Raw genomic sequence first — 21282 nt, 5'->3', positions numbered from 1 at the left:
GGCGCCTTCCGGCAGATCGGGCACAGGAAACAGGTGGCGCCCGAAGGCGCCGCCTAGCCAAGGCCCAGACCTAGGCAGAGGCAGAGGCAGGCCAGAGCCCCGACAGCGGCGGTCTGTCGCGTTTTTTCTGAAGTTCGTAGCAGCCCAAAGGCGTCCAGCCCGCAAGCACGACCTCGGCCCCATCCTCGCGGAAGGCACGGCGCAGCGCATCCTCGAGCACGCGACGATCTTTTTTCGGCATCGGTGCCAGATCAAGCGTGATCTGCCCACCCAGACCCTTGATCCTGAGCACGCGGGGCAAGGCGCGGGCAAGCGCCAGATTGGCCTTGAGGCCCGCCGCCAGCGAGGTGTCGCCGCCGGTGTTCACATCGACGGCGACCAGCGCGCGGGTGGGTTCCACATAGGCGGTTGCCCCCCCGGCCAAATCGACGCGGGCCGACAGCGCAGCTTCCACGGCTTCGATCACACCATGGATCTCGAAACAGCCCGGCACATCGATCACCTCGTCGGGGTCAGGATCGGCCCAGTCGCGCCAAGCGAGGTGATGGGCGTCCGGGGCATCGACCAGAATTTCCGGCGCCCCGGCCGTATCGGCCATGACGGCTGTGGCCAGATCGCGCATCGCGGCGATATCGGCCTCGAGCGCGTCGTCGTCCACCTCCTCGGCGGCGCTGCGCAGGATGGCGCCAAAGCCCTCGGGCGCGCCCTCCATCGCGGCATGGGCAACCTCCAGCAGGCGGTCACGCTCGGCCTCGTCGCGGATGCGGCGGGAGACGTTGATGCCGGGCGCGTCGGGGGTGACGATGGCGTAGCGGCTCTTGAACAAGATCTTGGTGGACACGGGCGCGGCCTTGCCGGCCTCGGCGGGGCCCGTGACCTGCACCAGCATCTTGTCGCCGGGCGAGACGCCGCCGGCTTGTTTCAAAAAGCCCTTGGCCGTGCCCATGGAGACGGTAACGCCGCCCTGCCCTTTCATCGGCCGGTCGGCCACGGCGCGGTAAATGGCGCCGGGCATCGGACCCGCATCCTCGGGCGCATCGATCAAGACATCGGCGAGATGGCCATCGACCATCAGCGCGGCCGCCGCACGGCCCGCGACCTGATCAAGCAAGACAACGCGACCCTTCATGATCGTCCCCAGACCGGCAGGCCAGCGGCCTGCAACAGGTGCGCGGTCTCGGCCAACGGCAGGCCGACAATGGCGCTGTGACTGCCCGAAATCCACGGGATGAAGGCGCCCGCAGGCCCCTGAATGGAATAGCCGCCCGCCTTGCCCTGCCAATCGCCACTGGCGATATAGCCTTCGCGTTCCAGCTGCGACAGACGTTTCATCCGCACGCGGGACTCGACCAGCCTTTCCCAGACCTTGTCGCCACGCCTGACGGCGAGCGCTGTGTAGACCCGGTGGCGGCGGCCCGAGAGGAGGTCCAGAAACGCGCGCGCCTCGACCTCGTCGACGGGTTTGCCCAAGATGCGCCGGCCAAGCGCCACGGTCGTGTCGGCGCACAAGACGACGTCATCGGGATTGGCGGGGATCGCGGCCAGTTTTTCCCTTGCGATACGGGCGCAGTAGGCACCGGGCAGCTCGGTACGGCGCGGGGCCTCGTCGATCTCGGGGGGCAGAACGGCGTCGGGCACAAGACCAAGCACCGCGAGCAATTCCTTGCGGCGGGGACTGCCTGAACCGAGGATAAGGCGGGGATGTGAACCGTTGGTCATTTCAGCACCCGGAACGGTGACGGGTGCCGGGCCGCGCGTCGCCTGCAGCGCCGCGTTCACCCGCACTGGGCGACGTCAAAACGCCGCCCTACTTGAAACGATAGTTGATACGGCCCTTGGTCAGGTCATAGGGCGTCATTTCGACTTGCACCTTGTCGCCTGCGAGAACCCGGATGCGGTTCTTGCGCATCTTTCCTGCCGTATGCGCGATGATCTCATGGCCGTTTTCAAGCTCGACCCGGAATGTCGCGTTGGGCAGAAGTTCCTTTACGACGCCGGGAAATTCGAGCATTTCTTCCTTGGCCATGGTCACTCCTTGCTATGGGCACCGCGGGGCGGTGCAGGTGGCGGGTAGATGCGCCCCTCGGGGCAGATTTTCAAGGCAAATCTGACCTGCGCCCCGCAACATCGGCGCGGGTGACGCTTTCGGGCCAATGGGCGTGGTTGAACACGGCCCCCTTGGCGCGCACACGGGCGATGGCGGCAAGGTCGATCTCGGCGATGACCCAGCCGGGGTCGTTCAGCGCACCTTGCGCCATGATGCCGTCCTCGGGAAAGCCCAGATCGGGCGGGCCGAAGATGCCGGCCGCCCCCACATTCTCGTCCACGGCGGGCGACCACGGCGCATCGCCCACGGTGGGGGATTGCACGACGACGCATTGCCCTTCGAGCGCACGGGCCATGGCACCGATACGCACGCGGTTGTAGCCGTGGACGGTGTCGGTGCACGACGGCACGAGCAGGATTTCGGCGCCCTGCTCGATCAAGGCGCGCCCAAGCAGCGGGAATTCCGCGTCATAGCAGATCAGGATGCCGATGCGGCCAAGCGGCGTGTCGATGACCTCGAGCGGATCACCGGGCACGACATTCCACGTCTCGCGCTCGAAGCGGGTCATGACCTGCTTGTCCTGGTAGGCGAGAAAGGGCGCCTCGGAATCGGGCCCGAGAAGCCATGCGCGGTTGACGGGTCGCGCGCGCCCCTCGTCAAAGACGGGGCCGGAGGGACACAGGATGTGGACGCCGTAGCCCTGCGCCAGATCCGCCATCAGGTGGTCGGCGCGTTCAGCGAGGGCGGCGGCGGCATGAAGCGAGGCCTCAAGGTCATGGGCGGCACCCGTAAGGGCGGCCAGCTCCATGCGGGCGTATTCGGGAAAGACCAGCAGGTCGGCACCCGCCTGGGCGGCCTCGCGCACCCAGGCGATCTGCTTTTCGGCATAGTCGATCCATGTGTCGAAGCGGTCGAGCGGATAGGCGGCGGCGGCGATCTTCATAGGGGCTTGATCCAGACCTGAAGGGGCTTGGCGGTCTCTGCCGTCTCGCCGATGTCGCGCCACCGGATCGTGGTCGTCACACCGTCCAGCGGCGCGTAGCCGAAGTGGCGCCAGACCGGATCGAGGGTCTGTGCTTCCATCGGGCGCAAGGGATGATCGTCGGGCCGGATGACAGCGCAGAATATTGCATAAGTGCAACCAAGCGACTTGGCATGCGCCTCCCGAAGGGCGAAGAACCTGCGATAGACGCCCTGTCCTCTGCCCGATTCAAGCATAACAGATTCAGCGCAGTAGTAGACGTTATTCACGTCAAACGGCAGCGCTGTCGCCAGATCCGCTGCAACCTCGGAGTGATCGGATAACGGCAAGCCTGTCGAGCCGCCCACAAGCCTGTCACCGTCGAAGGCCGCGACCAGAAGGCTGTCGGAGTGCGCATAATCGGCCAGATAGCGGCGCTCGTAGTCCAGATCGCCATCGTAGAGATAGGGCCAGTCGCGGAACACGGTCATCCGCAGACAGGCGAAGGGCTCGACCATGTCGGCGATCTGCGCGCCGCGATATTCGCGGATGGTCAGGCTCATCTCGAGACCTGCGCCACCCAATCGGCAAGGTTGTAATAGGTCACGATGCGGGCGATTTGGCCGTCGCGGACGGTGAAGAAACCGCCGGCGGGCAGCGTGTAGGATTGCCCGCGCGCCTCGGGCAGGCCCTTTTCGGTGACGAGATAGCTGCCGTGGACGGTAAACTCGGCGGCCGCCCGCGTGCCGTCAGGGGTCGCCATGATGACGATATCCTCCAGCCGTTCGGAGTAGCAGCGCGCCATGTGATCGCAAAAGGCGCGAAAGGCGATGGCGCCGCGCCTGATCTGCCCCTCGTTCACGTGATGGGCCACGTCAGGCGCCAGACAGGCGATCATGCCATCCGCATCACCCGCGTTGAAGGCGGCGTAATAGCGGGCAACAAGGGCGGGGGTGTCATCCATGGTCATCTCCTTGAATGGGCGGGCCAAAGCGGGCGGTCATCCGCTCGATGATCTGGTCGCGGGCTTGCCGGTAGCTGGCCAGTTTCGCCTCGCGCGTCTCGCCAAGACCGGTGGGATCGAGGATGGGCCAGTATTCCACATCAAGATGGAAATGCCGCGTCAGGTCCAGTGCCCGGCGCTGACTGGCCGGCGACAGTGCAACGATGAGGTCGAAACCCGACAGGTCGTCGCCCCATTGGTGCATGTCGTCGAAACTGCGCACCCGGTGACGTTGCAGCTCCACCCCCAGTTCGTGGCACACGGTCACGGCGAAGCCGTCGATCTCGAGATCGTTCTTGACGCCCGCCGACTGCACATAGGCGCTGTGGCCGTAGAATTTCTTCATCAACCCCTCGGCCATGGGGGAGCGCGTCGCATTGTGATCGCAACAAAACAGCACCGAGGAGGGAAAATCGCCGGTCACACCCTCCCCCTCAGGCCCCGAAATGCAAGACACAGATCAGCGTGAAGAGGCGCCGCGCGGTGTCGGTGTCGACACTGGCCTTGCCGTCGAGCCGTTCTTGCAAGATGCGCGCACCCTCGTTGTGGATGCCGCGCCGGGCCATGTCGATCGCCTCGATCTGGCTGGGCGGCAGGTTTTTCACCGCCTTGTAGTAGCTTTCGCAGATCTGCCAGTAATCCTTGACCACCTGCCGGAAGGGAGACAGCGAGAGGTGAAACTCGGCCGCGTCCTGCGCATCCTCGGTGTTGACGTCGAAAACCAGCCGCTTTTCGCGGATCGCCAGAGTCAGATGATAGGGTCCGGGCGGCACGCTGCGGTCCTCGCGGGCGGGCAGCACAAAGGAATTGTCCTCCAGCAGGTCGAAGATGGCGACGCGGCGTTCCTGTTCGATCTCGGGTGTGGGGGGCGGCATCCCCTCCATGTCGATTTCGATATGGGTGATCTGCATGCTCATGCCTCGCCCTCCCGGTCCTCGGCGCGGTTCAGCCGGTCAAGGCGCGCGCGCACCGACAGGCCATGCGCCTCGAGGCTTTCCGAGATGGCCAGCGTTTGCGCCGCGGGACCTATGGCCTTGAGGGCCGTGGGGGTCATCCGGGCCAGTGTCGTCCGTTTCATGAAATCCAGAACCGAAAGCCCACTGGAAAACCGGGCCGAGCGCGCCGTGGGCAAGACGTGGTTCGGCCCGCCGATGTAATCGCCGATCGCCTCGGGCGTCCACTGTCCAAGAAAGATCGCACCGGCATGGGTGATCTGTTCGCTCAAGCCCACCGGGTCAGCGACGCAAAGCTCGAGGTGCTCGGGGGCGATGCGGTCCGACAGCCCTGCCGCCTCGCTCAGGTCGCGCACGGTGATGACGGCCCCGTAGTCGCGCCAGCTGGCACCCGCGATGGCACGACGCTCCAGCGTCTCGAGGCGCTTGTCGACGGCGGCGGCGACGGCGCGGCCAAAAGCGGCGTCATCGGTGATCAAGATGGATTGCGCGCTTTCGTCATGTTCGGCCTGAGACAGAAGGTCGAGCGCGATCCAGTCGGGGTCGTTGTCCCTGTCCGCGATGACAAGAATTTCCGACGGGCCCGCGATCATGTCGATGCCGACCTTGCCGAAAACGCGGCGCTTGGCGGCGGCCACATAGGCGTTGCCCGGCCCGGTGATCTTGTCGACGGGCGCGATGGTCTGCGTGCCGTAAGCCATGGCGGCGACGGCCTGCGCGCCGCCGATACGGTAGACCGTCTCGATCCCCGACAGGTGGGCGGCCAGAAGGACCAGCGGGTTCGACACGCCCTCGGGCGTGGGCGCGCACATCACCAGCCGTTTCACGCCCGCCACTTGCGCCGGAATCGCGTTCATCAACACGCTCGACGGGTAGGAGGCGCGACCGCCCGGCACATACAGCCCCGCAGCATCCACGGCCGTCCAGCGCCAGCCCAAGCTTGCGCCCTCCGGATCGGTCCAGTGCGCATCCTCGGGCCGCTGGCGGATGTGATAGGCGCGAATGCGTGCGGCGGCCCGTTCCAGCGCCGCACGCTCGATGGCGGGCACCTTTTCGATGGCCTGCGCGATCTCGCCCGCGCTGAAGGCCAGCGTCTCGGGCGTGAGGGCCAGATGGTCGAACCGCTCGGTCAGCTCGATCACGGCGGCATCACCGCGCCTGCGGACATCGGCGATGATGGCGGCCACCGCGTCATCAACCTCGGGCGCATCCTCGCGCTTCATCTCCAGCAGGGCGCGGAACCGGGGTTCGAAATCGGCGTCGCGGCTGTCAAGGAACTGGGGCATCAGGGGGTTCGCCTTCTACGGACCGTCGTCAGGTCGAGGCCAGATAGCGCGCGGGGCGCGCGGCCTCAAGCGCGCAACACGCCGCGGATCAGCCCGCATCAAGCGCAAGGACCATCACCAGCGTGTCGGTAAATCGCGCGCCGTCCTGCATCGCGCGCGGCATCTTGCCCACCTGCACGAATCCCGCGCGGGCATAGCTGGCGATGGCGGCCGCGTTCCAGTCGGCGACCTCAAGCTCCAACTGCAGCAGACCCTCACCTCGGGCGGCCACGGCCAAGGCGGCGAAAAGGCGGGCGGCGTGCCCCTGTCCGCGCGCCTCGGGGCGCAGGTAGACGGCGACGACCTCGCCCCTGTGGGTGTTGCGGCTGCCGGGCCGGCGCTGGAACCCGGCCGTGCCAAGGAGGCGCGGCCCGTCGAACACCGCAATCGTGTGGACCTTGCTCAGCCAGTCGCGGATCTCGCGCTCGGGCTTGGCGGCCCATTCGGACTGGGTGGCACCGAAGGCGCGCGGCGCGGCGCGCAGCATATCGAGCCTTATCTCGCGGAACCGCGCCCAATCCGACGGATCGAGGCGACGGATCGTCATGGCTGTGCCATCCCCGCGCAGATCACGATCACGGTTGCCCCGGCTTGCATCATTCCGGGTGATGCGGCGTCTGGCCCGAAGGGGCGACATAGGGCCGTGTGACATCGCGCAGCGTGACCTCGATCGCCTCGACATCGACGGCGATGGCGCCATCGCCCGCCAGCACCAGCGTGATCCGCCCCGTCCCGTCCTCGCCCGCCGTCCAGTCCAGCGCAAGGATCGACAGCACCAGATCGGCGTCCGCGCGGTCGACGCCCTGCGTGGCCACGGCCAGCGCATCCTCGATCACCAGCACCGCCTGCACACGTTCCGGACCGCCCTTGCCCACCTCTTCCCAGCGGAAGCGGTTGAGCAAAAGCGCGAAACGGCGGCGGCGGCGGTCCCATGTCATCTCGGAGACCGGAAAGATCGCATCTTGCGCCAAGGCCGAGATCACCTTGAGATCTTCGAAGTCGAGCGCACGAAGCGCGACCGGACCGCCGCCTGCATCCTCGAAGCGTGCATCCTCACCCATCGCCGCTGACCCGCTCGATCTTTGCGCCCACATTGCGCAGCTTTTCCTCCACCCGCTCATATCCGCGGTCAAGGTGGTAGACCCGGCTGACCACGGTTTCGCCCTCGGCCGCCAGACCCGCAAGGATCAGGCTGACCGAGGCGCGCAGGTCGGTCGCCATCACCGGCGCGCCCTTGAGTTTCTCGACGCCGGTGACGGTGGCGGTGCCGCCATGCACGTCGATCTTGGCCCCCATGCGCATCAGTTCGGGGGCATGCATGAAGCGGTTTTCAAAGATGCGCTCCTCCAGCACCGAGGTGCCTTCGGCAAAGCAGAGCAGCGCCATCATCTGCGCCTGCAGGTCGGTCGGGAAACCGGGGAAGGGTTCGGTGACGACATCGACCGCCCGCACGCGGCCGTTCTTGCGCGCCACCTTGAGGCCCTTGTCGGTTTCGGTCACGGACACGCCCGCAGCGTCCAGCCGTTCGGCAAAGGCCGCGACCAGCTCCATCCGACCGCCCAGCAATTCCACCTCGCCGCCTGCGATGGCGGGGGCCAGCATGTAGGTGCCCAGCTCGATCCGGTCGGTCACGACCGGGTGGGTCGCGCCATGCAGCCGGTCGACGCCCTGAATGGTGATCTCGGAGGTCCCTTCGCCCTCGATCTGGGCGCCCATCTTGCGCAGGCAGCGGGCCAGATCGACGATCTCGGGCTCACGCGCGGCGTTTTTAAGGACCGTGGTACCCTTCGCCAGCGTGGCCGCCATCAGGGCGTTCTCCGTGGCCCCGACCGAGACCATCGGAAAGTCGATCACAGCCCCTTTCAACCCGCCGGGGACCTTTGCATGCACATAGCCGTCGCGCAGGTCCAATTCGGCCCCCATCGCCTCCAGCGCCTTGAGATGCAGGTCGACGGGCCGCGCGCCGATGGCGCAACCGCCGGGCAAGGACACAATGGCATGCCCGTCGCGCGCCAGCATCGGCCCCAGCACGAGGATCGAGGCCCGCATCTTGCGCACGATGTCGTAATCGGCCGTGTGGTTGTTCAACCCGTGCGACGACATCGCCAGAACCTGCCCGCCGTTCAGCGACGACACCTCGGCGCCCAGCGATTGCAGCAGCGTGGTCATGGTGCGGATGTCACTCAGCCGCGGCGCGTTGGTCAGCGTCAGCGGCTCGTCGCTGAGCAGCGTCGCGGGCATCAGCGTCAGGCAGGCATTCTTGGCGCCGGCTATGGGGATCTGCCCCGAAAGCGGGCCATTGCCCGTCACCACGATCCGATCCATTGCCCCTGCCCTTTCGCTGCCCGTGCTACTTTTCGCCGGTATCGTCCGGCTGTTCCGTTTCGTCTCCGGCGGCCCCGCCTTGCGCCTTGGCGCGCGCCTGTGCCTTGCGCCTTGCCAAATTTGCCTTGAGCGCCGCCTTGAGCCGCGCCTCGCGCAATGTGGCAGCCGATGCCGCCTTGTCGGTTTCCGCTCCGCGCCGTGCCATGGCCTTGCGTTTACCCGCGATGGGCCGGGGCGTCCAGATTGCGCTTGCGAAGGGCAGGCGTTGCTTTTATTGGGACGCCCACGATGCTGTGGTAGCTCAGTGGCAGAGCACTCCCTTGGTAAGGGAGAGGTCGAGAGTTCAATCCTCTCTCACAGCACCATTCCCCCTTTCGGCCACCCCTGACCTCGGTTCCCGTGACTCGTCGGAAAAAAGAAAACAGGGCCCGAAGGCCCTGCGATCGTTTCGTTTTTTCAAGCCTCATCCTTGGCCGAGGCAGTCCTCGAAAGAGGCGGCCATCGCGTCGAGCAGCGCGGGGTACAGACCCGCGCCGATCTCCAGCCCGACGCCCAACGGGTCGATGACGCTGATCCGCACGCCGGTGCCTTCGAACACGGCATCGACCATGCCGCGGTTGAACTGGGGTTCCACGAAGACGCAGGAAATGCCCTGCGCCGCGACCAGATCGCGGATTTCCGCCACCCGCGCCGGTCCCGGGTCGGAGGCGTCCGACATGCTGATGGCGCCCGCCGCCTCGATCCCGAAGCGGGCCTCGAAATAGTGATAGGCGTCGTGGAATACGATGAACCCGCCAGACAAGGGCTCCATCCGGGCCGCGATCCCGGCCTGCACGACCTCCAGCGCCGCACGCCCCTCTATGGCGTTGGCGGCGTAGGCGGCCGCGTTTTCCGGGTCGAGACGCGACAACTCCGCCGCGATGGCGTCCAGCCAAAGGCCCGCATTCACCGGGTCGAGCCAGGCATGGGGATCGGTGCCGTCATGGGCATGGTCGTCATGCCCGTGGTCGTCATGGGCATGGTCGTCATGGGCATGGTCGTCATGCCCGTGGTCGTCATGGGCATGGTCGTCATGCGCATGTTCCTCGTGAGCGTGATCCCCGTGCCCGTGGTCCTCGTGCGCATGCTCTTCGTGCGCATGCTCTTCGTGGGCGTGCTCCTCGTGGGCGTGGTCCTCGTGGGCGTGGTCCTCGTGGGCGTGGTCCCCATGGTCATGGTCGTGATCCCCCTCGGCGCCATTGTCGTCCTCGTGGCCGTGGCCCTCGTGCCCGGCCTCATGCGCATGCTCGTCGTCATGGGAATGCGCCTCGAAGGTGGCGCCCTCGCGGAAGCCCAGCCGAACAATCCCCTCGACCTCCAGCAAGTCCAGCCGGGCGGCCCCGCCCGCGATGGTGTCGAGCGGCCCCGCGAGCCATGGCGTCAACTCGGGCCCGACCCAGATCACCAGATCGGCGTCCTGCAGGGCCTGCGCCTCGGAGGGGCGCATCGCATAGCCATGCGGGGACGCGCCGGGGGGCAGCACCAGATCGGGCGTACCAACCCCATCCATCACCTGCGCAACCAGCGCATGGACAGGGGCGATATCGACCGCGACACGGGGCACATCGGCCAACGCCGGGCCGGCCATCAGCAGGGGAAGGGCAGTCAGGGTTTTCGCGCGCATGGGCAACCTCGGATGTGATAACATAACAGCGACGCAGCCTTGTTAGGGGTTATGGAATAACATATCAAGGAAAGATGATGGACAAGCACGCCCCGCAGACCCCCGACATGATCGGCTTCGAGACCCATGATCACCGCGCCTGCATCAACGGCACGGTGGCCGCCGTGGCCGAGCGCTGCGCCGCCGAAGGCCTGCAGCTGACGCCCGTGCGCAAGCGCGTGCTGGAGATCTTGCTGGCGCGCCACCGTGCGCTGGGGGCCTATGACATCCTCGACGTCCTGCGCGAGGAGGGGCTGGGCTCGCAGCCGCCGGTCGCCTATCGCGCGCTCGATTTCCTGACCAAACACGGGTTCGTGCACCGGATCGAGGGCCTGAACGCCTTTGCCGCCTGCACCCATCCGGGCGAAGATCACGACGCGGCCTTTCTGATCTGCACCGGCTGTGGTGCTGTGGCCGAGGCGCCGGTGGAGCCCGCCCGCGCGGCGCTGTCTCAGACCGCCCGCGCGGCAGGGTTCACCATCGCGCGCATGGTGCTGGAGGCGCAGGGCCTGTGCCCGAAATGCACAGCGGACGGCAGGACATGAGCCCCACTAAAAGTCTCGTCACCCTGTCGCATGTGGCCGTGCGCCTTGGTGGACGGCAGGTTCTGCACGACGTGGATTTCCAGATCGAGCGCGGCGAGATTGTCACCGTCGTGGGGCCGAACGGATCGGGCAAGTCGACGCTCTTGCGCGTCGTGATCGGGGCGCAGGGGACGGCCACGGGCACGGTGGCGCGCGTGCCGGGCCTGCGCATCGGCTATGTGCCTCAAAAGCTGCATGTCGACCCGACCTTGCCTCTGACCGTGCGCCGTTTCCTCGACCTGCCCGCGCGCATCCCCGACGCACTGGCGCGCGAGGCGCTGGATCAGGCCGGCGCAGGCGCCTTGGGCGGGCAGCAGATGGCCGACCTGTCGGGCGGCCAGTTCCAGCGCGTGCTTCTGGCGCGCGCGATCCTGAGCCGCCCGGACCTCTTGATCTTGGATGAGCCAACCCAAGGGCTGGACCAGCCCGGATCGGCGGCCTTCTACCGCCGCATCGCCGAGGTGCGGGCCGAACTGGGCTGCGCGGTTCTGATGGTCAGCCACGAGTTGCATGTGGTCATGGCGGCCTCCGACCGGGTGATCTGTCTCAACGGCCATGTCTGCTGCGCGGGCGCGCCGGAACATGTGGCCTCGGCCCCGGAGTACCGCGCGCTCTTCGGGACCGGCACCCAAGGGGCACTGGCGCTTTACCGGCACGAGCATGCCCATGGACATGATCACGACCACGACCATCCCCACAGCCACGAGGCGGCGGAATGACCGACCTGCTCGATGATTTCCTGATCCGCGCCACGCTGGCGGGCATCGGCGTGGCGCTCGCCGCGGCTCCCTTGGGCTGTTTCATCGTCTGGCGGCGGATGGCCTATTTCGGCGATGCCACGGCGCATGCGGCGATTCTGGGCGTGGCGCTTGCGCTGGCCTTCAACCTGTCGATCATGCTGGGAACGCTGGTGATGGCGCTGGCCATGGCACTGGCGGTGTCGGGCCTGTCGGGGCGCGGTCGGGCTATGGACACAATGCTGGGCGTTCTGTCGCATTCGGCGCTGGCGGCGGGTCTGGTGGCGGTGTCGCTGCTGCAAGGCGTGCGGCTGGACCTGTCGGCCTACCTGTTCGGCGATATCCTTGCGGTGGGGCGCAGCGATCTTGCGGTGATCTGGGGCGGCGCGGCGCTGGTCATCGGGCTGATCTGGGCGCGCTGGTCGGCGCTTTTGACGGCAACATTGTCCGAGGATCTGGCGACGGCGGCGGGCATCGACCCGCGGCGCGAGCAACTGATCCTGACGCTGGCGCTGGCGATTGTCGTCGCTGTCGCCATCAAGGTGGTGGGCGTGCTTTTGATCGCGGCGCTGCTGATCATTCCGGCGGCGGCGGCGCGGAATTTCGCCCGCACGCCAGAGGCGATGGCGCTGATCGCGGCGGGCTTCGGCGCGGTGGCGGCACTGGGGGGCATGGCCGTGGCGTGGAATTTCGACACGCCGGCAGGGCCATCGATCGTCTGCGTCGCGGCGGTGATCTTTGCGGCATCGACCCTGTCGGGCCTTGCGCGGCGGGCAAGCTAGCGGCAGGCGGCCCCTTGCGGGTGCAAGCTGGCATAGCCGAAATCGGAGGGGTTGAGCAAACGCCCCTCGCCCAGGACGCTTGCCGCCTGGGCGATGGAGGGCGCACCATCCGCGACCAGACCGGCTGGTGTGACGGTCACGCCGCTTTCCACATATCGGTTGACGCGGGTTGGCAGGGCACGAGGCGGGTTGGCGACCACCCTGCCCTGCGCGTCGCGGGTCAGATCCGTGTAGAGGATCGCACCGGTGCGCCGGTCGAGCGACCATTGCGACGAGATGAAATTGCCCAAACTGTAGGCGACAAAGGCGGTGCGGCCGTCGCTGGCCATCAGCTCCTCGATCGGTTGCAGGACATGGGGGTGCGAGCCGATGACGGCGGCAGCGCCTGCCTCGATCGCCGCGCGGGCGAGGCGGCGTTGCTGCGCATCGGGCGTACGGCTGTATTCCTGCCCCCAGTGGGGCAACAAGATCGCGGCATCGATGCCGGGGTCGGCCACCAGTTGCGCGATGAGCGTGGGGATTGCGGGCGCGGTGCCGTAGCAGCGCAGCGCCTGCCCGGCAGGGTCGGGCAAGCCGTTCACCGAATAGGTGCAGGCCAAAAGTGCGATGCGTCCCACCCGGGTCTGGACGACCGTGTGCCATGGTCCGGCAGTCCCACGCCGCAGGGTTCCTGTCGTCAGCAGCCCGGCCTCGGCCAGCGCCTCCAGCGTCCGGTCGACGCCCAGCGGACCGCGGTCCAGCGCATGATTGTTGGCGGTCTGCGCCACGTCTACGCCTGCCCCAGCCAGCGCGGCGGCGTAGGAGGGATGGGCGTTGAAGGCCGGGTAGCCCGCGTAGACCGGGCCTTGCGCGGGGGCGGCGGGGCTGGTGGCCTCGCGCCCGCCGGGCAAGATGTCGCGCGCCAGCGGCGTCTCGAGGTTGACGACCGTCACATCGGCGCGGCGCAGGAAAGGGGCGGACGGCGCGAGCGCGGGGGCGAAGCCCTCGGGTCTGCGGGCGGCGTCTTGCTGGATCAGGATATGGGCCATCACGTCGCCGGTGAAGGCGAAGGTTGCGGCACCGGGGCGGAAGACGCCTGCCTGCGGACAGATCGCACCGCTCCCGCCGGGGGCGGGCCCAGATGTCGGTGTGCAGGCGGCCAGCACGACCGCTGCCGCAAGGGACAAACGCATGAACATCGGGGCGCAGCCTTTTGTGATGCATGCCGAATGTGACTTATCCACAGCCTGTCCGTCAACCGATTGTGCCCGCCTCGCGCAGCCAGCCATCGGCAAAGTCCACCCGGTCGCAGCCCGCCAGCGGCAAGAGGCGGTCCAGCTCCGCCTCGAGCCTTGCCTGCCGCCCCGAGCCCCAGCGCACCCCCGCCTCGGGCCAGAGCGCGCGCAGGCGCAGCACGCCCGCCTGACGGTCCGCGGCGACGTCGACACGGGCGACGATGCGGCAGCCTTCGAGCAGCGGGAAGACGTAGTAGCCATATTTGCGCTGCGCCTCGGGCACGAAGATCTCGATCCGGTAGGTGAAGCCGAAAAGGCGCTCGGCCCGCTTGCGGTCCCGAAGCGCGGGGTCAAAGGGGCTGAGCAGGCGCATCCGGGCTGGCGGATCGGGCAGATCGGGGAGCATTCGAAGCGTTTCGGGACGGATCAAGACCTTGCGAGGGGCACCGTCGGCGCAGGTGATTTCCGCCTCCATGATCTCACCGCGCGCCAGCGCCAGCGCGGCCCAGCCCTTGGCCTCGGCGGGGGTGATGAGGGCGAAAAAGGCCGCAAGCTCGCCCGAGGTGGCAAAGCCCAGCCGGTCGAGCGCGGCGTTGCAGGCCCAGTCGATGACCTGCGCCTCCGGGACATGGGTATTGAGATGTTCGGGCGGGATCACGCGTTCGGTCAGGTCATAGTATTTGCGGAACCCCTCGCGCCGGGTGATCGCCAGATCGCCCGACCGCCACAGGTATTCGAGCGCCGTCTTGGACGGATGCCAATCCCACCAGCCGGTCGATTTCTCGGGCCGTTTCTCGCCGATTTCAGCGGAATGGACGGCGCCATGGTCGGTGACACGGCGCAAGACGGTGTCGATCTCGGCATGGAAGGCGGACCCGTGCCAATCCTTCCACCGCTCGCGCAGGCGGGCCCGGTCGCGGGCGAACTTCAGACGCCAGTGCGGAAAGAAGGCGGTCGGGATGACGCTGGCGTCATGGGTCCAGTGTTCGAAGGTGGCGCGGTCACGATCGTTGAGGCGGCGGAGGTTGTCGGGCCGGTAGGCGGGGCGGCGCGCGAACAAGACCAGGTCATGCGCGCGCGCCAGCGTGTTGACGCTGTCGACCTGCACGAAACCCAGCCGATGGATGAGCGCGGCCAGATCGGCCCCCTTGCCCGGCCCGGAGGGCCTGTCCATGAGCGCGTGGGACGACAAGAAGAGCCGCCGCGCTGTGGCGTTGGACAGACGCGGCAGGTTCACCTGCTCACGCGACCCAAACCCATGGCCGGGTGAATTCGCCAAGCGTTTTCGTTACCGCCGCATCGTCGACCGGGCCGTTTCTTTTCAGATGTGCGACAAGGCCCTGTTTCTTGTCCTCGGCCACATGGTCGACGCGGGCCGCAAGACCCGCATCGGACAGGGCCGCGTCATAGATGCGGATGATCGCGCGCTTGCGCAGATCGGGCTTGAACACCTTGCCCACCGCAGTCTTTGGCAATTCGTCCAGAATTTCGAGATGCTTGGGGATCGCCGCACGTTCATGGATATGTTCGCGGCACCAGTCCATGAGGTCGTCTTGGCTCACTTCGGCCCCGACGACCAGTTCGAGATAGACACAAGGCAACTCGCCCGCGAAGGCGTCGGGCTGGCCGATGGCGCCTGCAAAGGCAACGGCAGGATGACCGGCCAGTGCCTCCTCGATTTCCGCGGGGTCGATGTTGTGGCCGCCGCGGATGATCAGATCCTTGGCGCGGCCGGTGATCCACAGATAGCCATCGGCGTCGATCCGGCCCAGATCGCCCGTGCGCAGATAAGCGTCGTGATAGTAGAGATCGCGGTTCTTGTCCGTCTCGGTATAGGTGTCGCCCATCCGCACGCCGGGATTGGCGACGCAGATCTCGCCCACCTCGTCGGTCTCGCATTCGAGGATGCCATGCGGGTCGGTCTTCAGGATCTTCACGTCACAATGCGGAAAGGGCACGCCGACCGAGCCGATCTTTTTCTCGCCATCGACCGGGTTGCACGACACAAGGCAGGTCGCCTCGGTCAGCCCGTAGCCCTCGACCAGCGTCACGCCCGTCGCCTTCTCGAAGCGCCGGAAGAGTTCCACCGGAAGCGGCGCGGAGCCAGAGAAGGCGGTTTTCACCGAGGAGACATCGGCATTCACCGGGCGCTGCATCATCGCGGAAATCGCGGTCGGCACGGTGATGATGAAGGTGATCTGCCAACGTTCGACCAGTTTCCAGAAATTGTCGAAGACGCCCGCACCCCTGTAACCCTGCGGCGTCGGAAAGATCACATGGCCGCCCGAGGCGACCATCGCCATCAAGATGACGTGGCAGGCAAAGACATGGAACAAGGGCAGCGGGCAGAGCACGTTGTCCTTTTCGGTGAACAGCAGCGTGTGGCCGATCCAGCCGTTGTAGATCATGCCGGAATAACTGTGTTGGGCGACCTTGGGCATGCCGGTGGTGCCGCCGGTATGGAAATAGGCAGCGACGCGGTCGCCGGCGCTGTCGGGAAAGGTCAGGCGGTCGCTTGGGTGTTTCGCGGTTTCCGTGGCCCAATCGAGCACGCGCGCATGATGGCCCGCGGGGTTCTTGGGGCGGATGAAGGGGATGATGAAGCGCTTGATCCCGGTGATGTAGCGCAACAGGTCGACCTCGATCACCACTTGCACATTGGGGGCGTTGCGCACCGCCTCGGCCATCTTTTGCGCCACGTCGGTCTTGGGAAATGCCTTGAGCGTGACGACGACGCGGGCCTTGGTCTCACGCAAGATGGCGGCGATCTGTTCGGGTTCCATCAGCGGGTTGATGGGCGCGGCGATCCCCGCGACCATGCCGCCCAGAAGGGTCACGACGGTTTCGGTGCAATTGGGCAGGACATAGGCGACGGTATCCGTCTCCTTGACCCCCAGCGCGCGGAACATGTTGGCGGCCTGCGTGACGCGGCCATGAAGCTCGGTCCAGGTCAGGGTTTCGGCGGGGTCCGTCGGCCCGGAAAACATCTGGAAGCTGGTGGCGTTGAGCGCCCCGTGACGGTCGCGGGTGTCACTGAGCAACTGGTAGATCGTCTGCGCAGGTTGGCTGTCGGGCCAGGGCATGTCGTGCTCGATCTGCGTGACATCCTCGGCGCTGGCAAAACGGACCATGGCGCGTTCCCTCCCTTGTCGTCCCTTGCAGGGCGCGCCGGTCTTGCACGAGGGCGCCCCGTCCTCCGGGGACCGAGCATGGGGGGATCATGGGTTGCGCGCAAGCGTCTCGCGGCGAAACCCCGCGTCACTCGGCGGCAAGACCTTCGGTGAACTGCAGCCGCGCAAGCCGCGCGTAAAGCCCGCCTTGGGCCACCAGCGCGTCATGGGCCCCTTCGGCGACGATCTTGCCGTCCTGGAACACCAGGATACGGTCGGCCTGTTTCACCGTTGCCAGCCGGTGCGCCACGATCAGAGTGGTCCGATCGGCCGACAGGCGCGCGACGGCATCTTGCACCGCACGTTCGGATTCCGCGTCCAGCGCGCTTGTCGCCTCGTCCAGCAGCAAGATCGGGGCGTCGCGCAAAATCGCGCGGGCAATCGCGATACGCTGCTTCTGGCCTCCCGACAGCATCAAGCCCCGTTCGCCCACATATGTGTCATAGCCCTTGGGCAGCGCAGTCAGGAAGTCATGGGCAGCGGCGGCTTTCGCGGCCTCCTCCACCTCGGCGTCACTGGCATCGGGCCGGCCAAAGCGGATGTTCTCGCGCGCTGTTGCGCCGAAGATCACCGGGTCTTGCGGCACCAGCGCCATGGCGGCGCGGAAGGTGGACCGCTCCATGTCGCGCAGGTCGACCCCGTCCAGCGTGATCCGACCCTCGGACGGGTCGTAGAACCGCTGCAACAGCTGAAAGATCGTGGTCTTGCCTGCCCCCGACGGGCCGACAAGGGCCACCGTCTCACCGGGCCGGATGGTCAGGGCAACGCCGTCCAGCGCCCGATCCTCGGGGCGGGTGGGATAGGAAAACCTTACGTCATCGAAGGTTATGGCCCCGCGCCCGCCTTGCGGCAGCGCCACGCCGGCGACGGGGTCGGAGACGGAATCGACAGTGCGCAGCAATTCCACAAGCCGTTCGGTGGCGCCACTGGCGCGCTGCAACTCGCCCCAGATTTCCGACAGTGCGCCGACCGATCCCGCGACCATGATGGCGTAGATCAGGAACTGGATCAGCTCACCGATGGTCATCGCATCGGCGCGCACATCGCGCGCACCGGTCCACAGCACACCCACGATGCCCGCAAAGACCAGCGTGATGACGATCACCGTCATCAACGCGCGGGTCGCTATGCGCTTTTTAGCACTTACAAAGCTCTTTTCCGTCACCGCGTCGAAGGTCGCCGCCGAGGCGCGTTCATGGGTGAATGCCTGCACCGTCTGCACCGACAAAAGCGCCTCGGACGCGTTGCCCGAGCTTTCGGCGATCCAGTCCTGGTTCTCGCGGCTGAGCGCGCGCAACCGCCGGCCAAGGATGACGATGGGCACGATGATCAGCGGCACGATCAAAAGCACCGCACCCGTCAGCTTGGGTGAAGTGACCATCATCAGCGCCAGACCGCCGATCAGGATCAACAGGTTGCGCAGCGCGACCGACACGCTGGAGGAGATCACCGACAGCAAAAGCGTGGTGTCGGTGGTGATCCGGCTCAAAACCTCGCCGGTCATGATCTTCTCGTAGAAGGACGGGCTCATCCCGATCATGCGGTCGAAGACCGCTTTGCGGATGTCGGCCACCACGCGCTCACCCAACCGGGTGACAAGGTAGTAGCGCAGGCCTGTCCCCAGAGCGAGCAGCACGGCGATGGCCAAGGCGGCGAGAAAATACCGGTCGAGCAGTTCGGGGCTTTCGGTCTCGAACCCGTCGACCACGCGGCGCACAGCCAGCGGCAGGGTCAGCGACACCATCGCGGTCAGCACCAACGCGGCGCCCGCCGCGGCCATCATGGCCTTGTAGTGCGAAAGAAACGGCCCCAGCGCGCGCAGACTGCCGATGCGCCTGGACTTGGCGCGTTCCTCGGAAGCGCTTGACGGAGAGGCCGCAATTTTGCCTTCGGTCGTGGACACGGCCATGGCTCCTGACAACTAACTTATCCTAGGCGTTACAGTCGACGCGCCCGCGAGACAAGCCTCGCAGCCTGCGGCGCAGCGCCCTGCAGGTGCGGATCACGGCAAGCCGGGCGCCTTGGCAGGTGCGCAAATCCATTCATCCGGGTCCGAAGGTCATGGAACCCTGCCCCGTCTTGTCGATGGATGGATTTCGCAATCCCGTTGTCAGGATGAAAATCAAAAGTTATTTTTTGTCTAACGTTCGTAAATGGCTTAAGACAGATGGCATGGGTCATGCAGGAGGCGCGGGATGACTGCATGGACAACCTTTTTTGCCGCTGCCTTGGGGGTCTGGGCGATGACGACGGATGCGATGGCCCGATCGCCCGAGCGCCCCTTGGTGCTTGTGGAGTGTCGCCTCGGGCCGACGACGGATGACGCCCTGTGCCGTGCGATGATCCGCGCGATCAGCGATCTTGCGACATCGGGCGCGATCGTGCGGCAAGCCGATGACAGCGCCACGCTTGGACCCTCGGATCTGGGCGTGACCTTTGTGCTCGATAGCCGCGACGCAATGGGGATCTCCGGACATCTCGAATGGCGGGCTGGCCCCGACGAGGCCCGTCACTCCGGTCCCGTGCTTCGTCTCGACGTGGTCGACGCCGTGCTGTCGCCCGCGATGTATCCGAATTTCGCGCGCAGCCTGCTGCAGGTCGATCCCGACCTCAGCGCCCGTCTGCGATCCTCGTTCTAAACGGCCTGCAACGCGGCCAGCGGAGAGCTCCCGATGTGCACCATCTGCTCCATCACCAGCACCTTCGACCCGACGCGTCACCCCGACAGTGGCCCGCTGTCGGCGACGATCATCGAGACGACAGATGCCGCCGACAGCATCGCGACGGTCTATTCGATGCAGGTGGGCGACGTGTTCTCGGGCAACATCAGCTTCGAGGGCGACCGCGACTGGGTGGCGGTGACGCTCGAACAGGGCATGACCTACAGCATTTCGGTTCTGGGGGCCGCAAGCGGAAACGGCACCCTCGTGGATCCCTTTCTACGGGTCTTCGACTCCAACGGGGACTTTGTCGTGCTGAACGACGATGGCGGCACCGGACGAGATTCCCGTTTGAATTTCACCGCAACCAGCAGTGGTGTGTACTTTATCGAAGCCAGTGCCTGGGAAGACGATTTCATCGGCACCTACCAGATGGCGATCAGCGCGTTCGATCTAGGCGACGCGGCGACGCTGGCGGAGCTGGCGGATTACCTGACCGATGGATACTGGAACGACAGCGGGCGCCTGGGCCGCAGCTTCAACACGTCGTTGAGCAACCAGATCACGGTCAACATCACGGGTCTGACCGCCGAGGGGCAGCAATTGGCGCGCTGGGCCCTGGAAGCGTGGGAACTGGTGGCGGACATCGAGTTCGTCGAGACCGCAGGCCCCGCCATGATCACCTTCATCGACGACTTCTCGGGCGCTTATGCGAGCTCCACCACCCAAGGCACCACGATCCTCTCCTCGGAGGTGAACATCAGCACACAGTGGCTGGCGCAATACGGCACCTCCATGGACAGCTATTCCTTTCAGACCTACATGCACGAGATCGGCCATGCGCTGGGACTTGGGCATCAGGGCAACTACAACGGGTCGGCGTCCTTCGGCCAAGATGCGACTTTCGTCAACGACAGCTGGCAGGTGTCGTTGATGTCCTATTTCAGCCAGACCCAGAACACCTTCACGAATGCCGCCTACGGCCTGACCATGACCACGATGATGGCCGATATCCTTGCCATCCAGAACCTATACGGCGCGCCGGATGCGTCCTCGGCGACGGGAGGCAACACCATTTGGGGCGCGAACAGCACCCTGTCAGGATTTCTCGGGCTCTATTTCGACTACCTCTTCGGCGGGACCGGCGGCGGCAATTTCGTGGGCGAAGACACGGTGTTCACGATCTACGATCAGGGCGGGATCGACACCATCGACCTGTCACCCCTTGCCGGACCCATCCGCCTTGACCTTAACCCCGGGACATTCTCGGATATCGAAGGAGCCTTGGGGGTTCTGGGCATCGCGAGCGGCACCGTCATCGAGAACGCGACGGGCGGCAGCGGCAATGACACGATCACAGGCAATGACGCGAACAACGTGCTCATCGGCGGTGCCGGGTTCGACAGCCTCATGGGCGGAGCGGGCAACGATTCCATCGAGGGCGGCCAGGGCGGCGACATGATCGACGGTGGGACCGGGGCCGACAGGCTGTTCGGAAATGCGGGAAATGACACGATCTTCGGCGGCCAGGGCGGCGACCGCATCGATGGCGGGATCGGGAACGACAGGCTGTTTGGAAATGCGGGAAATGACACGATCTTCGGCGGCCAGGGCGGCGACCGCATCGATGGCGGGATCGGGGCCGACAGGCTGTTCGGAAATGCGGGAAGCGACACGATCTTCGGCGGCCAGGGCGGCGATTTCATCGACGGCGGGATCGGGAACGACAGGCTGTTCGGAAATGCGGGAAATGACACGATCTTCGGCGGCCAGGGCGGCGACTTCATCGATGGCGGGATCGGGAACGACAGGCTGTTCG

General features: G+C 66.2%; 23 protein-coding genes and 1 tRNA gene. 6 read left to right on the top strand and 18 right to left on the bottom strand.

The annotated features are described in order from the left end of the window. Positions 1 to 70: 70 nt before the first annotated feature. From C7455_RS19125 to C7455_RS19065, 13 genes are all read right to left on the bottom strand, one after another. Entirely contained in the window at positions 71 to 1129 is a 1059-nt protein-coding gene (locus tag C7455_RS19125) for a ribonuclease E/G (RefSeq protein WP_109670996.1), read from the bottom strand. After that, positions 1126 to 1719 (bottom strand): Maf family protein, encoded by a 594-nt coding sequence (locus C7455_RS19120; RefSeq protein ID WP_109671024.1) that lies wholly within the window; start codon positions 1717 to 1719, stop codon positions 1126 to 1128. Before C7455_RS19120 ends, C7455_RS19125 begins: the two co-directional genes overlap by 4 nt. An 88-nt stretch (positions 1720 to 1807) precedes the next feature. Beyond that, positions 1808 to 2026: a translation initiation factor IF-1 gene (gene infA, locus C7455_RS19115; RefSeq protein ID WP_011455993.1), complete on the bottom strand. Its 219-nt coding sequence runs from the start codon at positions 2024 to 2026 to the stop codon at positions 1808 to 1810. A 70-nt stretch (positions 2027 to 2096) separates the two neighbouring features. Further along, on the bottom strand, positions 2097 to 2990 hold the full coding sequence (locus C7455_RS19110; protein ID WP_109670994.1) for a carbon-nitrogen hydrolase family protein: 894 nt from the start codon (positions 2988 to 2990) through the stop codon (positions 2097 to 2099). Then, complete coding sequence (locus tag C7455_RS19105) at positions 2987 to 3571, bottom strand: GNAT family N-acetyltransferase (protein WP_109670992.1); 585 nt, start codon at positions 3569 to 3571, stop codon at positions 2987 to 2989. The genes C7455_RS19110 and C7455_RS19105 overlap by 4 nt, the downstream gene beginning before the upstream one ends. Beyond that, a complete protein-coding gene (locus C7455_RS19100; protein ID WP_109671022.1) occupies positions 3568 to 3972 on the bottom strand; it encodes a ketosteroid isomerase-related protein in 405 nt (134 codons plus the stop codon). Before C7455_RS19100 ends, C7455_RS19105 begins: the two co-directional genes overlap by 4 nt. Continuing rightward, entirely contained in the window at positions 3965 to 4435 is a 471-nt protein-coding gene (locus C7455_RS19095; RefSeq protein WP_109670991.1) for an arsenate-mycothiol transferase ArsC, read from the bottom strand. The genes C7455_RS19100 and C7455_RS19095 overlap by 8 nt, the downstream gene beginning before the upstream one ends. Positions 4436 to 4445: 10 nt before the next feature. Further along, positions 4446 to 4922: a UPF0262 family protein gene (locus tag C7455_RS19090; RefSeq protein WP_109670989.1), complete on the bottom strand. Its 477-nt coding sequence runs from the start codon at positions 4920 to 4922 to the stop codon at positions 4446 to 4448. A 2-nt stretch (positions 4923 to 4924) separates the two neighbouring features. Beyond that, on the bottom strand, positions 4925 to 6250 hold the full coding sequence (gene hisD, locus C7455_RS19085; protein WP_109670988.1) for a histidinol dehydrogenase: 1326 nt from the start codon (positions 6248 to 6250) through the stop codon (positions 4925 to 4927). An 88-nt stretch (positions 6251 to 6338) separates the two neighbouring features. Beyond that, entirely contained in the window at positions 6339 to 6836 is a 498-nt protein-coding gene (locus tag C7455_RS19080; RefSeq protein ID WP_170119154.1) for a GNAT family N-acetyltransferase, read from the bottom strand. A 49-nt stretch (positions 6837 to 6885) separates the two neighbouring features. Then, positions 6886 to 7350, bottom strand: a complete 465-nt coding sequence (locus C7455_RS19075) for a DUF2948 family protein (RefSeq protein ID WP_109670985.1) — start codon at positions 7348 to 7350, stop codon at positions 6886 to 6888. Continuing rightward, positions 7343 to 8614, bottom strand: a complete 1272-nt coding sequence (gene murA, locus C7455_RS19070) for a UDP-N-acetylglucosamine 1-carboxyvinyltransferase (RefSeq protein ID WP_109670983.1) — start codon at positions 8612 to 8614, stop codon at positions 7343 to 7345. Before murA ends, C7455_RS19075 begins: the two co-directional genes overlap by 8 nt. Positions 8615 to 8639: 25 nt before the next feature. Then, on the bottom strand, positions 8640 to 8819 hold the full coding sequence (locus C7455_RS19065; protein ID WP_109670981.1) for a hypothetical protein: 180 nt from the start codon (positions 8817 to 8819) through the stop codon (positions 8640 to 8642). An 85-nt stretch (positions 8820 to 8904) separates the two neighbouring features. Between C7455_RS19065 and C7455_RS19060 the strand changes: the two genes are divergently transcribed. Beyond that, a tRNA-Thr gene (locus tag C7455_RS19060) sits at positions 8905 to 8979 on the top strand. A gap of 98 nt (positions 8980 to 9077) precedes the next feature. On the opposite strand, the gene C7455_RS19055 is transcribed toward C7455_RS19060, so the two are convergent. Continuing rightward, the gene (locus tag C7455_RS19055; protein ID WP_245904432.1) at positions 9078 to 10277 is read right to left on the bottom strand and encodes a zinc ABC transporter substrate-binding protein; all 1200 of its coding nucleotides are present in this window, start codon (positions 10275 to 10277) and stop codon (positions 9078 to 9080) included. A 74-nt stretch (positions 10278 to 10351) separates the two neighbouring features. Between C7455_RS19055 and C7455_RS19050 the strand changes: the two genes are divergently transcribed. From C7455_RS19050 to C7455_RS19040, 3 genes are read left to right on the top strand one after another with little or no spacing between them, the layout of a single operon-like run. Beyond that, positions 10352 to 10861, top strand: a complete 510-nt coding sequence (locus C7455_RS19050; protein WP_109670979.1) for a transcriptional repressor — start codon at positions 10352 to 10354, stop codon at positions 10859 to 10861. Continuing rightward, entirely contained in the window at positions 10858 to 11619 is a 762-nt protein-coding gene (locus C7455_RS19045) for an ATP-binding cassette domain-containing protein (RefSeq protein WP_109670978.1), read from the top strand. The genes C7455_RS19050 and C7455_RS19045 overlap by 4 nt, the downstream gene beginning before the upstream one ends. Next, positions 11616 to 12419: a metal ABC transporter permease gene (locus C7455_RS19040; protein ID WP_109670976.1), complete on the top strand. Its 804-nt coding sequence runs from the start codon at positions 11616 to 11618 to the stop codon at positions 12417 to 12419. Before C7455_RS19045 ends, C7455_RS19040 begins: the two co-directional genes overlap by 4 nt. Here the strand turns inward: C7455_RS19040 and C7455_RS19035 are convergent. The 4 genes from C7455_RS19035 to C7455_RS19020 form a co-directional block, all read right to left on the bottom strand. Beyond that, entirely contained in the window at positions 12416 to 13597 is a 1182-nt protein-coding gene (locus tag C7455_RS19035) for a CapA family protein (RefSeq protein ID WP_170119153.1), read from the bottom strand. The two genes, C7455_RS19040 and C7455_RS19035, sit on opposite strands and share 4 nt — an antisense overlap. A 55-nt stretch (positions 13598 to 13652) precedes the next feature. Continuing rightward, positions 13653 to 14870: a winged helix-turn-helix domain-containing protein gene (locus C7455_RS19030; RefSeq protein WP_109670973.1), complete on the bottom strand. Its 1218-nt coding sequence runs from the start codon at positions 14868 to 14870 to the stop codon at positions 13653 to 13655. Positions 14871 to 14874: 4 nt separating this feature from the next. Further along, positions 14875 to 16764, bottom strand: coding sequence for an acyl-CoA synthetase (locus C7455_RS19025; RefSeq protein WP_109670971.1), 1890 nt, complete (start codon positions 16762 to 16764; stop codon positions 14875 to 14877). 127 nt (positions 16765 to 16891) lie between these two features. Continuing rightward, entirely contained in the window at positions 16892 to 18712 is a 1821-nt protein-coding gene (locus C7455_RS19020) for an ABC transporter transmembrane domain-containing protein (protein WP_211315523.1), read from the bottom strand. A gap of 286 nt (positions 18713 to 18998) precedes the next feature. Between C7455_RS19020 and C7455_RS19015 the strand changes: the two genes are divergently transcribed. Continuing rightward, on the top strand, positions 18999 to 19442 hold the full coding sequence (locus C7455_RS19015) for a hypothetical protein (RefSeq protein ID WP_109670970.1): 444 nt from the start codon (positions 18999 to 19001) through the stop codon (positions 19440 to 19442). Between the two features lie 33 nt (positions 19443 to 19475). After that, a partial coding sequence (locus C7455_RS19010; protein ID WP_109670968.1) for a M10 family metallopeptidase occupies positions 19476 to 21282 on the top strand: 1807 nt, incomplete at its 3' end.

Origin of the sequence: Roseicyclus mahoneyensis, assembly GCF_003148775.1 — a bacterium.
Taxonomy (GTDB): domain Bacteria; phylum Pseudomonadota; class Alphaproteobacteria; order Rhodobacterales; family Rhodobacteraceae; genus Roseicyclus; species Roseicyclus mahoneyensis.
The sequence above is the reverse complement of the archived record's forward strand: the minus strand, read 5'-3'. Positions and strand labels throughout refer to the sequence as shown.

What these genes read in the sequence shown, in the direction of transcription:
- C7455_RS19025 (WP_109670971.1), bottom strand. Translation starts at nt 16,764, where the DNA reads ATGGTCCGTTTTGCCAGCGCCGAGGATGTCACGCAGATCGAGCACGAC.
- C7455_RS19125 (WP_109670996.1), bottom strand. Translation starts at nt 1,129, where the DNA reads ATGAAGGGTCGCGTTGTCTTGCTTGATCAGGTCGCGGGCCGTGCGGCG.
- hisD (WP_109670988.1), bottom strand. Translation starts at nt 6,250, where the DNA reads ATGCCCCAGTTCCTTGACAGCCGCGACGCCGATTTCGAACCCCGGTTC.
- C7455_RS19050 (WP_109670979.1), top strand. Translation starts at nt 10,352, where the DNA reads ATGATGGACAAGCACGCCCCGCAGACCCCCGACATGATCGGCTTCGAG.
- C7455_RS19065 (WP_109670981.1), bottom strand. Translation starts at nt 8,819, where the DNA reads ATGGCACGGCGCGGAGCGGAAACCGACAAGGCGGCATCGGCTGCCACA.
- C7455_RS19120 (WP_109671024.1), bottom strand. Translation starts at nt 1,719, where the DNA reads ATGACCAACGGTTCACATCCCCGCCTTATCCTCGGTTCAGGCAGTCCC.
- C7455_RS19035 (WP_170119153.1), bottom strand. Translation starts at nt 13,597, where the DNA reads ATGTTCATGCGTTTGTCCCTTGCGGCAGCGGTCGTGCTGGCCGCCTGC.
- C7455_RS19080 (WP_170119154.1), bottom strand. Translation starts at nt 6,836, where the DNA reads ATGACGATCCGTCGCCTCGATCCGTCGGATTGGGCGCGGTTCCGCGAG.
- C7455_RS19075 (WP_109670985.1), bottom strand. Translation starts at nt 7,350, where the DNA reads ATGGGTGAGGATGCACGCTTCGAGGATGCAGGCGGCGGTCCGGTCGCG.
- C7455_RS19045 (WP_109670978.1), top strand. Translation starts at nt 10,858, where the DNA reads ATGAGCCCCACTAAAAGTCTCGTCACCCTGTCGCATGTGGCCGTGCGC.
- C7455_RS19110 (WP_109670994.1), bottom strand. Translation starts at nt 2,990, where the DNA reads ATGAAGATCGCCGCCGCCGCCTATCCGCTCGACCGCTTCGACACATGG.
- C7455_RS19020 (WP_211315523.1), bottom strand. Translation starts at nt 18,712, where the DNA reads ATGGCCGTGTCCACGACCGAAGGCAAAATTGCGGCCTCTCCGTCAAGC.
- C7455_RS19040 (WP_109670976.1), top strand. Translation starts at nt 11,616, where the DNA reads ATGACCGACCTGCTCGATGATTTCCTGATCCGCGCCACGCTGGCGGGC.
- murA (WP_109670983.1), bottom strand. Translation starts at nt 8,614, where the DNA reads ATGGATCGGATCGTGGTGACGGGCAATGGCCCGCTTTCGGGGCAGATC.
- C7455_RS19055 (WP_245904432.1), bottom strand. Translation starts at nt 10,277, where the DNA reads ATGCGCGCGAAAACCCTGACTGCCCTTCCCCTGCTGATGGCCGGCCCG.
- infA (WP_011455993.1), bottom strand. Translation starts at nt 2,026, where the DNA reads ATGGCCAAGGAAGAAATGCTCGAATTTCCCGGCGTCGTAAAGGAACTT.
- C7455_RS19105 (WP_109670992.1), bottom strand. Translation starts at nt 3,571, where the DNA reads ATGAGCCTGACCATCCGCGAATATCGCGGCGCGCAGATCGCCGACATG.
- C7455_RS19090 (WP_109670989.1), bottom strand. Translation starts at nt 4,922, where the DNA reads ATGCAGATCACCCATATCGAAATCGACATGGAGGGGATGCCGCCCCCC.
- C7455_RS19100 (WP_109671022.1), bottom strand. Translation starts at nt 3,972, where the DNA reads ATGGATGACACCCCCGCCCTTGTTGCCCGCTATTACGCCGCCTTCAAC.
- C7455_RS19015 (WP_109670970.1), top strand. Translation starts at nt 18,999, where the DNA reads ATGACTGCATGGACAACCTTTTTTGCCGCTGCCTTGGGGGTCTGGGCG.